Origin of the sequence: Mesosutterella multiformis (assembly GCF_003402575.1) — a bacterium.
In the GTDB taxonomy this organism is placed as follows: Bacteria; Pseudomonadota; Gammaproteobacteria; order Burkholderiales; family Burkholderiaceae_F; genus Mesosutterella; species Mesosutterella multiformis.
Map to the genome: position 1 here is coordinate 470201 of NZ_BGZJ01000002.1, position 12576 is coordinate 482776.

The following is a 12576-nucleotide window of genomic DNA, read 5'->3' on the forward strand; positions in this document are numbered from 1 at the left end:
ACACCTATTTTTAATGAGGTCCGCCATGAAAAGACGCCCCGCCCGACTGATCTTCGCTTCTCTGATTCTCGGCACCCTGCTCACTGCCTGCCAGATGAGCGGCGTGACGCTTGGGGGCGGCTACGCCGGAGGCTTCGGTGGGTCCTCTTCAGGCGGCGGCGGAATCGGCGTGAACTTCAACCTCGGCGATATCTTCGGCTGGAACCAGGCGAAGGGGGATATCGGAACGCTTTCCCGCCCCGGAACCGAACTGAAGGATCTGAAGGTCTCGAGAACGGACGGCGCGGTGCAGGGAACGTATGACTACACGCTCACCGGCCTTGGCTCAAACGCCGCGGACGCTCCGGCCCGGATCCAGGTCTCGATCCCCTGCGGCGGGAGCGTGACGGATCCCGGAGCTCTCTCCTTCCCGATTGAGATTCCGCGCGGGATCTCGGTTCCGATTGAATCCAAAGTCACCGGTGTCTCAAAGACCTGCACCCCGGACTACAAGCGGGTCTCGATCACAAAAGGCGGCATCTGATTTCCTGAACCAGACGCGGATCAATTAAACAAAGGATGCGTATTGATTTACGCATCCTTTGTTTTTTAATGCGGCTGGGAAAGTCTTTACCTTCGGCTTCATCGTAAGAAAAAGGGGCGGCACCGTTTTCAGGCACCGCCCCTCCCTTCAGAGATCACCCCCCTGGAGCCTCTCTGACCTTTTTCCGTCAGCCCTTTACCGGCTTACGGCATTCACGTGTGTACCAGGTTTCCACGGCATCCGGCGCGACGTAATTCTTGTCGTAGGTCCCGTTCTTCTTTGAGGGGACCACCCAGCGGGCGGAGTCCACTTCGATCGAGCGGCACTTGGCCTTTGTCGCGGCAGCCCGGTTCGGAAGCTTGAGGAGCGCCATTGCCTGCTCCTTGGTGTCAAACTTCGGCGCGACGTAGTTCGCGGCTCCGTGCTTCGCGAGGATCTTCCGCAGCTGCACGCGGGCTTCTTCCGCATAGCGGATCGAGTTCGCGAATTCCCCGAGCGTTTCCTGAGGATTATGGAAGTAGGCACCGCGGTTCAGCGAATTGAAGCGCCAGTAGGACGCGCGGATATTCTGAAGCACGGGCTTCATCTCTTTCTCAGTCGCCCCCACTTCCCAGGCTTTGCCGGCTTCCAGGTGCGCCTTCGCGAGCAGCGTCCCGGACTTCCAGCGGAGATCCTCCGCCCGGTCCTTCATCTGCTTCACGATCGCCTGATACTTCGCCTCATCCTTCACGCTGTGGCAGCTGCCGCAGGAATCCTTGAAGGTATTCATCGGATTGCCGATATTGTGGTTCGTGTAAACCGTGCCGTCCTTCGCCTTCACTTTCGGCATATGGCAGCTCGTGCAGGAAAGGCCCATCTTGCCGTGGATGCCGGTCTTGAAGAGCTCATAGTCCGGATGAATGCTCCAGATGATCGGGGTCTTCGAGATCGGGTGGATCAGTTCAGCGAACGGCTTCCCATCCGGGAAATTTTTTCCGTCATTCAGAAACGCTTCCTGCTCAGCAAGCGAGAAGCCATTCTTCCAGGCGGTCTTCCCCACGGTCGCGGTGCGAATCTTCCCGGTCTTATCCTTCCACTTCTCCTCTACCGTATACCCCGTGTAGTGGCACTGCGCGCAGACAAGGCTCTTCTGCTCCGCCGCGCCGGCCTTTTCAAAGGTGGGTTTACCGGCTTTGGTCAGCATCTTATCGAGGAACGAGTGCGAGACCTTGAGCTTCATGCTTTCCGGGTCGTGGCAGTTGATGCATCCGACGGAATGGGCTCCCATGTAGGCGAAGTGCGAGAGGTTATTCGACTGCAGCTCACGCTCACCCTCTTTCCGGATTACCTCAGGTCCGATCGAGCTGTGGCAGACATTGCAGCGGGCCGTGGTCGCCTCATTCTTTTTGCCGTTGGGGATGCCCGAATCCGGAATCGTCGCCACATCAACCCAGGCGTAGTAGTGGCCTCTCAGGCCGAGAAGACGGGGACCGGTATCGCCGCCCGTCCCAGCGCGCAGAATCGCGAGGAACGGATATTTCGCGATGTAATCCTCCGTTTTCGAATCGTTTTTCGACGCGATCCAGCTCTGATACTGAAGCGGAAAAACCTTTTCAAAATTGGAACTGTTATAAGGCTGCGGGACGATATCCTTCGCCTGGATCGCCGTCTGACAGAGCACGGCGGCCGAGAGTACGCAGACGGCTGCTGAGAGCTTCCTCATTTTGTTCTCCTTTGGTTGCGTTATGAGGTCTGTCACCATGATGCGAAAAAGGCGAAAAAATTGACAGGCAGAATGATCCATTTAAACTTGACGAAAATATCAATTTAAAAACGGTCTTGCGTTCGTCAATATGAAACGGTCTGAGAATATCGGCGTCTGGAAACTGGTCTGCGCGTACGCGAAAGCGGGGAGCCTCAAAGCGGCGTCTGACGCGATGGAGCTGGATCCGGCGGCCGCGTCCCGCCTCATTTCGGAGCTGGAGACAGAACTCGGTGTCGCGCTGATTGATCGGAGCCGGAAACCCGCGGTGCCGACCGAGGCGCTCACGGCGATCCTCCCTTACGCCCGGCGGATCGTGAAGGCGGAGCGAAGCATTCTCTCCCTCACCCGGGATCGGCAAAGGACACCGGTTTCAGGCCGCGTGATCCGGGTAAGTGTCCCGTCCAATATGAGCCGCAGCTCATTTCTGGATCCCGTCGCGCGCTTTGCGGAGAAGCATGACGGGCTCCGGGTGGAATTTGTGTCAGGCGCCGGGATGGAGTGGCTGAAGACGGGGGAGGTGGACCTCGCGATCCTCTCCTACCGCCCGGAAGAGAGTGACCTGCTCGCGCTCCCGCTTAAGAAAAACGTGCCGCTGATTCTCGCGACATCTCACTATCTTGAGCTTCACGGAACCCCTGAGACGCCGGAAGATCTGAAGCGCCACACGCTCATCATGCAAAGCCGCTCAGACATTCATACGGATCGCCCGGAATATCTCTATAAGGGCGACAGCGCCTTTTATATCGGTGATATGAAGCATGTGATTTATGGGGACGGCGTGACGCGCCGCACCGCGCTCGCGATGAGCCGCGGGATCGCGCTTGATATTGACTGCGCGCTGGTGCCCACTGAGCTCGCCTCCGGTATCTTCGTTCCGGTGCTCCCCGGCTGGCACCGAAAGCCCTGGGATAACCACATCTGCGTACTGAGACGGAACGCGGATGACCGGCTGCTCCGGGAACTGATGTCCGTGATCCGGAAGTCCTTCTATACGCACCTTGTCGACTCCTGGAAGTACTGGTACCGGCATTTTGGGTTTCCAATCGAGGATGTCCGATTCTGAAGCCAGCGCGTCGATCATTTTTTTTCAGGAACGTGAAAGAGGTTTTGCGTTTCTGAATTGAAAAAAGGGACGGCACCGTTCCCGGCACCGCCCCTCTTCTCTCTCCTCTAAACCGGAGCTGCGATTACTTCGCGAATACCGTGAGCGCCGTGCGGCCCATGAGCCAGGCGTCCACCGCCGCGGCGCACTGACGGCCGTCACTCGTCGCGGTCACGATGAGAGACTGACCGCGGCGCGCGTCACCGCAGGCAAAGACCTTTTCGCGGCTCGTGAAGTACGGGCGATCCGTCTTCGCGTTCCCTCGGGCGTCCTTCTCCACGCCAAAGGCGTCGAGCACCGTGGAGGACGGATGCAGGAACCCCATCGCGAGGTACACGCGCTGGACCGGGATCTCAAACTCGGTTCCCGGGATGTCCTGGAAGCGGAGACGGCCATCCGGGCCGCGGTCAACCTTCAGCTTCACGCAGCGGATCGCGGTCACTTCGCCCTTCTTATCCTTCACGATTTCCTTCGTCGACACCTGGAAGAGCTTTTCGCAGCCTTCCTCATGCGACGTGGAAATACGCATCTTGCGGGGCCAGTTGGGCCAGGTTTCCGCCTTGTTTTCGTGCTCCGGGGGTTCTGAACCGACGTCAATCAGGTAGACCTTGCCGGCACCCTGACGGCGGACCGTGCCCACGCAGTCGCTTCCGGTGTCGCCGCCGCCGATGATGGCGACGTCACAGCCCTTTGCCGAGATCGGAGCCTTCTTCACCGCGCCCGAATCCTCGCGGTTCTGGCCGATCAGGAGGTCAAGCGCGAAATTCACGCCCTTCGCGTCGCGGCCCGGGACCTTGAGGTCACGGGGAGCTTCGGAGCCGAGCGCGAGCACCACGGCGTCGAAGTCCCGGATCACGTCTTCCGCGGGGATCACTTTCTTCGCGAAGGAATGCACCCCTTCGTCAAACTTATCGGTGCCGACCGCGGTGCCGAGCTCAAAGGTAACGCCTTCCGCCTTCATCTGTTCCAGACGGCGGTCAATCAGCGGCTTCTCGAGCTTAAAGTCCGGGATGCCGAGCGCCATCAGGCCGCCCGCGCGGTCATTCTTCTCAAAGACCGTGACGAGGTGCCCTTCACGCGCGAGCTGCTGCGCGCAGGCAAGGCCCGAGGGTCCAGAACCGATCACCGCGACCTTCTTACCGGTGCGGATGAGCGGGACTTCCGGCTTCACCCAGCCGGACTTCCAGGCGCGGTCGATGATCGAACGCTCAATCGTCTGAATGCCGACCGCGGAATCCTCGATCAGGTACTGCGTGCAGCCCGCTTCGCAGAGGCACGGGCAGATGCGGCTCGTCACCTCAGGGAAGTTATTCGTCGCGTTCAGGCACTCCCAGGCGTCACGCCACTTCCCCTCGCGGACCAGACGGTTCCAGTCCACGGGGCGGTTGTGGAGCGGGCAGGAGGACGAGCAGTACGGCGTCCCGCAGTGGAGACAGCGCAGCGCCTGCTCGTGGATCTCTTCCGCGGTGAGCGGGGTCTTGAACTCATGGAAGTGCTTCACGCGTTCTTCCACGGATTCATGGTGAAACTCAATGCGGTGAAGTTTCTTTTCGGTTGTCATCACGTTTTCTCCTTACTTCGCCGCCGCGTGAGCAGCCTTTGCCTTCTCGGCCTTCGCCTGCAGAGCCGCCCGGTACTGGAGCGGGAACACCTTCACGAACCGCGTGCGGGAGCTCTCCCAGTGCGTGAGGAGGTGCTGCGCGAGGGCGGAGCCGGTGTAGTCCGCGTGCTTCTGGATGAGACCCTTCAGGATCTCTTCATCGGTCCTCCCGAGGTGCCAGGACTCGGGGTCCGAGGTACGGCGCTGTTCGTCCGACCCTTCAACCCGTTCAAGCGCGACCATCGAGGTGTTGCAGTGGCTTTCAAAGTCGCCATCCGTGTCGAGCACGTAAGCGACGCCGCCTGACATACCGGATGCGAAATTGCGGCCGGTCTTTCCGAGCACCACCGCGGTGCCGCCCGTCATGTATTCGCAGCCGTGGTCACCGGTGCCTTCAACAACCGCCGACGCGCCTGAGAGACGCACGGCGAATCGTTCACCGACGACACCGTTGAAGTACGCTTCGCCGCTTGTCGCGCCATACAGCGTGGTGTTCCCGGCAATGATGTTGTGAGTCCGGTCGCCGTGGAACTCACCCGGGGCGCGGATGATGATCACGCCGCCAGAAAGGCCCTTACCCACATAGTCATTCGCGTCACCCGCGAGGTCGAGCGTCATGCCGTTCACTGCGAACGCGCCGAACGACTGTCCCGCGTGGCCCGCGAGCTCAATATGGATGGTGTCATCCGGCAGACCCTTCGAGCCAAACTTCTCAACCACGGCGTGCGCGATCATCGTGCCCGCCGTACGGTCAATATTCCGGATCTGGGTCTTCACTTCGGTCCTGACGCCCTTCTCGAGCGCGAGCTTCAGCTCGGGGAGGAGCTTCGTGTCAAGCGACTTCTCGAGGTGATGGTTCTGAGCCGTGTGGTGGCTGCGTTCCATCGAATCCGCCTTCGGCTGATAGAGGACGCGGGAGAGATCAATCCCGTCCGCCTTCCAGTTGTTGACGTCCGCTTCCTGCTCAAGGAGATCCGAGCGGCCGATCAGGTCCTCAAACTTCCGGATACCGAGGCTCGCCATAATCTCGCGGACTTCCTCAGCGACGAAGAAGAAGTAGTTCACGACGTGGCCCGGGTTCCCGTGGAAGCGCTTGCGGAGTTCCGGATCCTGAGTCGCGATGCCGACAGGGCAGGTGTTCAGGTGGCACTGACGCATCATGAGGCAGCCTTCAACGACGAGCGGAGCGGTCGCGAAGCCAAACTCATCCGCGCCGAGCATCGCGCCGATCACCACGTCGCGGCCCGTCTTGATCTGGCCGTCAACCTGGACCGTCACACGGTCACGGAGGTGGTTAAGCACGAGGGTCTGCTGCGTCTCAGAGAGACCGAGTTCCCAGGCGCTGCCGGTGTGTTTCACGGAAGACACCGGGCTCGCGCCGGTACCGCCGTCGTGACCCGAGATCACGATGTGGTCCGCCTTCGCCTTGGCGACGCCAGCCGCCACGGTGCCGACACCGGTTTCAGAAACGAGCTTCACCGAGATGTCCGCGTGATCGTTCGCGCACTTCAGATCGTGGATCAGCTGCGCGAGATCCTCGATCGAATAAATATCGTGGTGCGGGGGCGGCGAAATGAGGCCGACACCCGGGACCGAGTAACGGAGCTCCGCGATGTACGGGGACACCTTGTGACCGGGGAGCTGACCGCCTTCACCCGGCTTCGCGCCCTGCGCCATCTTGATCTGGATCTGATCAGCGGACGCGAGATACCCTTCCGTCACGCCGAAACGGCCGGAGGCCACCTGCTTGATCTTGGACCGGAGGCTATCGCCCTTCTTAAGCTTTACTTCGGCCATCACGCGATCCGACCCGATCACGGACGCGAGCGTATCGCCATCCTTCACGGGGGAGTGACCGAGGCGCATTTCTTCTTCGTAACGCCGCGGATCCTCACCGCCTTCACCGGTGTTCGACTTGCCGCCGATACGGTTCATGGCAACGGCGAGCGTCGCGTGGGCTTCAACGGAAATCGCGCCGATCGACATCGCGCCCGCGGCGAACCGCCGCACGATCTGGGCCGCGGGTTCCACTTCCTCAAGCGGCACCGGGGTCGCCCCGGCGGTCTTGAACTTCAGAAGACCGCGGAGCGTCATCTGACGCTTCGACTGATCGTTGATGATCTTCGCGTATTCCTGATAGGTCTTGAAGCTGTTGTCGCGAGTCGACCGCTGCAGCTTCACGATCGCTTCAGGGGTCCACATATGCTCTTCGCCGTCAGCACGCCAGGCGTATTCGCCGCCGGTCGGGAGTTCCCCCTGCATCGAGGGGTTGATGCCGTAGGCCGCGCGGTGACGGTTCACGGCTTCCTGCATGACTTCAAAGAGGCCGATACCTTCGACGCGGGTCGGCGTCCCCCAGAAGTAGCGCTTGACGAAATCGGTCTTCAGGCCAATCGCCTCAAAGATCCTCGCGCCGCGGTAGCTCATCAGGGTCGAAATACCCATCTTCGCCATGACCTTCGTGAGGCCCTTGCCGATCGCCTTCACGTAATTCGCGACCGCGGTTTCTTCCGTGAGGCCGCGCTTCGGGGCGAGAGAACGGAGGGTGGCGAGCGCAATGTACGGGCACACCGCCTCAGCGCCGTGCCCCATGAGGAGCGCGAAGTGCTGCGTCTCGATCACGGAGCCGGATTCGACGACGAGGCCGACGTCGGTACGGACGCCTTCAGAAATGAGGTGCTGGTGCAGGGCGGAGGTCGCGAGGAGCACCGGGATCGCCACGCGGTCTCGCGACACGGCGCGGTCCGTGATGATGAGGATGTTGTAGCCGCCCTTTACGGCGTCAACGGCCTGAGCGCAAAGCGACGCGATCTGAGCCTCAACACCCTCGCTCCCCCAGTTCACGGGGTACGTGATATCGAGCTCACGGCTCCGGAACTTCCCGTCCGTGAACGCCGCGATGTGGTGCAGTTTCGCCATATCGCGTTCGGTCAGGATCGGCTGCATCACCTCAAGACGCCGGGGCGGATTGACGTTATTCACGTCAAGGAGATTCGGCTTCGGGCCGATAAAGGAGATGAGGCTCGTCACGAGCTCCTCACGGATCGGGTCGATCGGAGGGTTCGTGACCTGAGCGAAGAGCTGCTTAAAGTAGTTAAAGAACGGCTTATCTTTCTTCGATAGGACCGGGAGCGAGACGTCGTTCCCCATGGAGCCGATCGGCTCCATCGCCTTCTCCATCATCGGTCCGAGGATGACATCGATATCTTCCTGCGTCATCCCGAACGCCTTCTGGAGCTCGAAGAGGCGGCCGGAGGATACCGCGAACGGCACGGGGTTCACGTCCGGGCTCTGGAGGTCGGAAAGACGAAGGTTCAGGCGCTCCACCCACTCGCGGTAAGGTTTGGCAAGAGACACCTGGTTCTTGATTTCGGTATCCGGAATGATGCGGCCCTGAACGGTGTCAATCAGCAGCATCTTCCCCGGCTCCACACGCCACTTGCGGCGGATGCGGCCTTCGGGGATCGGGAGCACGCCCATTTCGGACGCGAGAATGACGGTGTCATCATCCGTTTCGACATAACGCGCCGGACGGAGACCGTTACGGTCAAGCGTCGCGCCGATCTGCACGCCGTCCGTGAAGACGATCGCCGCGGGGCCGTCCCAGGCTTCCATCATCGGGGCGTTGTAGGCGTAGAACGCCTGACGGTCGGCGTCCATCGTGCGGGCCTTTTCCCAGGCTTCGGGGACCAGCATCATCATGGACTGCGCGAGCGAATAGCCGCTCATCACGAGGACTTCAAGGGCGTTATCGAGACTCGCCGTGTCACTCTGACCTTCGTAGATCAGAGGCGCGAGTTTCTTCACGTCGTCCCCCAGCACCGGAGACTCCCAGGTCGCCTCCCGGGCCCGGATCCAGTTGTAATTCCCCTTCACCGTGTTGATTTCGCCGTTATGGGCGATATAGCGGTAGGGGTGAGCGAGCGCCCAGGCGGGGAAGGTGTTAGTCGAGAATCGCTGGTGCACCACCGCAATCGCGGAGGTGGCTTCCGGGGCCTGGAGGTCGAGGTAGTACTTCCCGACCTGGTCCGCGAGGAGGAGACCCTTATAGACCACGGTCCGGGTGCTCATCGAGGGGACGAAGTACTCGTTCCCGTGCTTCAGGTTCAGAGCCTTGATGCGGTGGGAGGCTTCCTTGCGGATGACGTAGAGTTTCCGCTCCAGGGCGTCCTGCACCATCACGTCCGGGCCGCGGCCGATGAAGATCTGACGGATCACCGGGGCAGCCGCCCGCACGGTGTCACTCATCTTCATATGGTGATCGACCGGGACATCGCGCCAGCCGAGAACGACCTGGCCCTCCGCCTTCACGACACGCTCAATCTCCGCCTCGCACGCCGCGCGGCTCGCGGGCTCCTGCGGGAGGAAGATCATGCCGACACCGTAGTCACCGGGGGGCGGGAGCGACACGCCCTGCTTCGCGAGCTCCTTTCGGTAATAGCTATCGGGGATCTGAATCAGGATACCGGCACCGTCGCCGCAGAGGGGGTCCGCCCCGACCGCGCCGCGGTGATCCAGGTTATGCAGGATGAGGAGCGCGTCCTCAATCACCTTATGAGAGACGCGGCCCTTGATATTCGCGACGAAACCAACGCCGCAGGCGTCGTGCTCTGCCTGCGGTGTGTACAGTCCGTGCTGGGCGGCATCTTTCCGCGCTTCTTCCAAAGTCATTTGAGGCATGACTGGAGTCTCCCTAAAGATTTTCTTTTTTATGTGAGAAAGCTGGGGGCACATTCTTTTACCTGTGCGGTGCACGGGGTTCTTTTGAAGTGCGTGTCTGAAAATAATGCGTCTATAAATGGGCTTTTTTCAATTGAAAACGGGGCTTTTTCTCGTGTTACCCATATATAGGCTATGGTGAAGTATCTATGGCTGGCGGTATGTCTTAAGCAGAATCTTTTAGAGAACTACGACATTCCGCTCACCCTCTCATAACTTCCGCTCTATTTATTCCCGTATACGGAAATTGCTGATTTTGGGTATAACAGCCCCCTTTCGCGAGGCGCTGACGCCACAGTCCAATATGGTGGAAACCCCCATGAATAAAGGCGTCAGGCGAAAACCCTTGGGTGTAACTCCCAGTGGGGGGAGAGTGTTTCTCCCAAGCTTTTTTTTCACGGCGGCGCTTATATTTCACTCATCCAGAAACGCTGATGTGAGTCATCAAAACGCCTGGCTCCCGAGCCCTGCTGAAAACAGGGATGGGAATAGGAAATTCCTTTTTGGAGCTTCTCGAAAAATCATGAAGAAGACTTTTGCTGCTGTGGCTCTCGCCGCTGCTCTCGCGTTCTCTGCTTCCTCTTTCGCCGCCCCGGCCCCCGCTGCTTCCCAGCCCGCCGGCACCCAGGCGACCGAGAAGGCTCCCGCTCCCGCCGCGAAACCCGCACCCAAGGCGAAGGCCGTGAAGAAGGCTCATAAGGCTGCCCCGAAGAAGGCCGCCAAGAAAGCCGCTCCCAAGGCTGAGAAAGCTGCCCCCGCGGCCGCTCCCGCCCCGGCTCCTGCGAAGTAACGCGCGATCCGATAACTAAAAACACTGACCGCTTTTCTCCCGGTCCAGGTGATGGCCGGGAAAAAACGAACAACCAACCTTGATAGGTATTTGAAAAATGAACAAGACTTTTGCCGCGATCGCTCTCGCTTCTGCCCTCGCTTTCTCCGCCACCACCTTTGCCGCCCCGGCTCCCGCTGCTTCCGCTCCGGCTGCTGACCAGGCTGCCACCGCTGCCGCTCCGGCCGCTAAGACCGCTGCCCCGAAGGCTAAGGCGAAGGCTGTGAAGAAGACCGCCAAGAAGGCGACGAAAAAGGCTGCCAAGAAGTCCGTGAAGAAGGCTGAGAAGAAGGCGGAAACCGCCGCTTCCGTTCCGGCTTCCACCCCGGCCGCGAAGTAATCGCTGACAACAACTGATTTCTCTCCGGGAAGCGTCCCACACTGAATGGATGCTTCCCCGGGGAACACCCAACAAACCCATTAAGGATTTATCCAAATGAACAAGACTTTTGCCGCGATCGCTCTCGCTTCCGCCCTCGCTTTCTCCGCCACCACCTTTGCCGCCCCGGCTCCCGCTGCTTCCGCTCCGGCTGCTGACCAGGCTGCCACCGCTGCCGCTCCGGCCGCTAAGACCGCTGCCCCGAAGGCTAAGGCGAAGGCCGTGAAGAAGGCCCATAAGAAGGTCGAGAAGAAGGCTGCCAAGAAGTCCGTGAAGAAGGCTGAGAAGAAGGCGGAAACCGCCGCTTCCGTTCCGGCTTCCACCCCGGCCGCGAAGTAATCGCTGACAACCACTGATTTCTCTCCGGGAAGCGTCCCACACTGAATGGACGCTTCCCTGGGGAACACCAAACAAACCCAATAAGGATTTATCCAAATGAACAAGACTTTTGCCGCGATCGCTCTCGCTTCCGCCCTCGCTTTCTCCGCCACCACCTTCGCTGCCCCGGCTCCCGCCGCTTCCGCTCCGGCTGACAAGGCTGTGACCGCTTCCGCTCCGGCCGCGAAGACCGCTGCCCCCAAGGCTGAAAAGAAGGCCGTGAAGAAGGTTGAGAAGAAGGCCGAAAAGAAGGCTGCCAAAAAGGCTGAAAAGAAGTCCGTGAAGAAGGCTGAGAAGAAGGCGGAAACCGCCGCTCAGGCTTCCGCCCCGGCTGCCAAGTAATTTCCAGAGCGCCGCTCTGAAACTCTGAATCAATTCCGGACTCCAGACGGAGTCCGGGACGACCCAAATTCAAGGATTTGACTCAAATGAAAAAGACTTTTGCTGCTCTGGCTCTCGCTTCTGCTCTCGCGTTCTCCGCTACCACGTTTGCTGCTCCGGCTCCTGCCGCTGCTCCCGCTCCGGCTGACCAGGCTGCTACCGCTGTTGCTCCCGCTCCTGCTGCCAAGGCTGCTCCGAAGGCTAAGGCTAAGGCCGTGAAGAAGGCTCACCACAAGGCTGTGAAGAAGGCCGTTCACAAGAAGCACGTGAAGCACGCGAAGAAGCACGCCCCGAAGGCTCCGAAGGCTGCTCCCGCTCCGGAAGCCGCTCCGGCTCCCGCGCCGATGAAGTAATTCACCTGAATTCAGTTCACTGATTTCACCCGCCCTTCCGAGGTTAAGTCCCCGGGAGGGCGTTAACGCATAGAGGGTTCCTATCATGATGAAGAAGACGTTTGCCGCGGCCGCGATCGCAGCCGCTCTCGCTTTTTCCGCTTCCGCTTTCGCAGCCCCTGGTCCTGAAGGCCAGCCGCCCGCGCCGGGTCCTCAGATGGATCAGAAAGCGCCGCCCGCTCCGAAGGCTCAGCCGAAGCACCTGAAGAAGGCCCCGCACCGCGCGGCACCGCGCCACGCGAAGAAGGCTCCGAAGCCGATGCCGCCCCGCGGCGCTCATAAGAACGCCCGCCACGCTCCCGCCCCGGCGCCTCACGCGCAGCCGGGTCAGCCCGGACAGCCTGGCCCCGGCCCGCAGCCCGCTCCGGCTCCGATGAAGTAATCACCGGCTGGGAACGGTCCGCCGTTCCCCAGACCTTAAAGGGATGTCTCCTCTCAGAGACACCCCTTTTTTTGACCCCGGGAGACGCGCTTTCCGTCTTCCCTATGGGATAAATGAATAGCGGGTAATACCGCAGGAATCCCATAT

Annotated in this window: 11 protein-coding genes; 8 read left to right on the top strand and 3 right to left on the bottom strand. The window is 60.5% G+C overall.

Annotation, left to right across the window (positions count from 1 at the left end):
• Positions 1 to 25 precede the first annotated feature (25 nt).
• Complete coding sequence (locus M4NBBH2_RS10695; RefSeq protein WP_116270953.1) at positions 26 to 523, top strand: hypothetical protein; 498 nt, start codon at positions 26 to 28, stop codon at positions 521 to 523.
• A 187-nt stretch (positions 524 to 710) separates the two neighbouring features.
• Here the strand turns inward: M4NBBH2_RS10695 and M4NBBH2_RS10700 are convergent, their stop codons facing one another.
• Positions 711 to 2225: an ammonia-forming cytochrome c nitrite reductase subunit c552 gene (locus M4NBBH2_RS10700; protein ID WP_170135162.1), complete on the bottom strand. Its 1515-nt coding sequence runs from the start codon at positions 2223 to 2225 to the stop codon at positions 711 to 713.
• A 130-nt stretch (positions 2226 to 2355) separates the two neighbouring features.
• On the opposite strand from M4NBBH2_RS10700, the gene M4NBBH2_RS10705 reads away from it, so the two are divergent.
• Entirely contained in the window at positions 2356 to 3330 is a 975-nt protein-coding gene (locus M4NBBH2_RS10705) for a LysR family transcriptional regulator (protein WP_116270955.1), read from the top strand.
• Between the two features lie 124 nt (positions 3331 to 3454).
• On the opposite strand, the gene M4NBBH2_RS10710 is transcribed toward M4NBBH2_RS10705, so the two are convergent.
• Both M4NBBH2_RS10710 and M4NBBH2_RS10715 read right to left on the bottom strand, forming a co-directional pair.
• Positions 3455 to 4930, bottom strand: a complete 1476-nt coding sequence (locus M4NBBH2_RS10710; protein ID WP_116270956.1) for a glutamate synthase subunit beta — start codon at positions 4928 to 4930, stop codon at positions 3455 to 3457.
• Between the two features lie 12 nt (positions 4931 to 4942).
• Complete coding sequence (locus M4NBBH2_RS10715) at positions 4943 to 9640, bottom strand: glutamate synthase-related protein (RefSeq protein ID WP_116270957.1); 4698 nt, start codon at positions 9638 to 9640, stop codon at positions 4943 to 4945.
• A gap of 571 nt (positions 9641 to 10211) precedes the next feature.
• Between M4NBBH2_RS10715 and M4NBBH2_RS11895 the strand changes: the two genes are divergently transcribed.
• The 6 genes from M4NBBH2_RS11895 to M4NBBH2_RS10745 all read left to right on the top strand — a co-directional run bounded on the left by M4NBBH2_RS11895 (position 10212) and on the right by M4NBBH2_RS10745 (position 12429).
• Entirely contained in the window at positions 10212 to 10478 is a 267-nt protein-coding gene (locus tag M4NBBH2_RS11895) for a hypothetical protein (protein ID WP_176579812.1), read from the top strand.
• Positions 10479 to 10575: 97 nt separating this feature from the next.
• A complete protein-coding gene (locus M4NBBH2_RS11945; protein WP_116270958.1) occupies positions 10576 to 10857 on the top strand; it encodes a hypothetical protein in 282 nt (93 codons plus the stop codon).
• A gap of 96 nt (positions 10858 to 10953) precedes the next feature.
• Positions 10954 to 11235: a hypothetical protein gene (locus tag M4NBBH2_RS10730; RefSeq protein WP_116270959.1), complete on the top strand. Its 282-nt coding sequence runs from the start codon at positions 10954 to 10956 to the stop codon at positions 11233 to 11235.
• A gap of 96 nt (positions 11236 to 11331) precedes the next feature.
• Positions 11332 to 11616, top strand: coding sequence for a hypothetical protein (locus M4NBBH2_RS10735; RefSeq protein WP_116270960.1), 285 nt, complete (start codon positions 11332 to 11334; stop codon positions 11614 to 11616).
• 86 nt (positions 11617 to 11702) lie between these two features.
• Positions 11703 to 12008: a hypothetical protein gene (locus tag M4NBBH2_RS10740; RefSeq protein ID WP_116270961.1), complete on the top strand. Its 306-nt coding sequence runs from the start codon at positions 11703 to 11705 to the stop codon at positions 12006 to 12008.
• An 85-nt stretch (positions 12009 to 12093) separates the two neighbouring features.
• Positions 12094 to 12429, top strand: a complete 336-nt coding sequence (locus M4NBBH2_RS10745) for a hypothetical protein (protein WP_116270962.1) — start codon at positions 12094 to 12096, stop codon at positions 12427 to 12429.
• The last annotated feature ends 147 nt before the right edge of the window (positions 12430 to 12576 follow it).

What these genes read in the sequence shown, in the direction of transcription:
- M4NBBH2_RS10740 (WP_116270961.1), top strand. Translation starts at nt 11,703, where the DNA reads ATGAAAAAGACTTTTGCTGCTCTGGCTCTCGCTTCTGCTCTCGCGTTC.
- M4NBBH2_RS11895 (WP_176579812.1), top strand. Translation starts at nt 10,212, where the DNA reads ATGAAGAAGACTTTTGCTGCTGTGGCTCTCGCCGCTGCTCTCGCGTTC.
- M4NBBH2_RS10735 (WP_116270960.1), top strand. Translation starts at nt 11,332, where the DNA reads ATGAACAAGACTTTTGCCGCGATCGCTCTCGCTTCCGCCCTCGCTTTC.
- M4NBBH2_RS11945 (WP_116270958.1), top strand. Translation starts at nt 10,576, where the DNA reads ATGAACAAGACTTTTGCCGCGATCGCTCTCGCTTCTGCCCTCGCTTTC.
- M4NBBH2_RS10710 (WP_116270956.1), bottom strand. Translation starts at nt 4,930, where the DNA reads ATGACAACCGAAAAGAAACTTCACCGCATTGAGTTTCACCATGAATCC.
- M4NBBH2_RS10705 (WP_116270955.1), top strand. Translation starts at nt 2,356, where the DNA reads ATGAAACGGTCTGAGAATATCGGCGTCTGGAAACTGGTCTGCGCGTAC.
- M4NBBH2_RS10745 (WP_116270962.1), top strand. Translation starts at nt 12,094, where the DNA reads ATGATGAAGAAGACGTTTGCCGCGGCCGCGATCGCAGCCGCTCTCGCT.
- M4NBBH2_RS10730 (WP_116270959.1), top strand. Translation starts at nt 10,954, where the DNA reads ATGAACAAGACTTTTGCCGCGATCGCTCTCGCTTCCGCCCTCGCTTTC.
- M4NBBH2_RS10700 (WP_170135162.1), bottom strand. Translation starts at nt 2,225, where the DNA reads ATGAGGAAGCTCTCAGCAGCCGTCTGCGTACTCTCGGCCGCCGTGCTC.
- M4NBBH2_RS10715 (WP_116270957.1), bottom strand. Translation starts at nt 9,640, where the DNA reads ATGACTTTGGAAGAAGCGCGGAAAGATGCCGCCCAGCACGGACTGTAC.
- M4NBBH2_RS10695 (WP_116270953.1), top strand. Translation starts at nt 26, where the DNA reads ATGAAAAGACGCCCCGCCCGACTGATCTTCGCTTCTCTGATTCTCGGC.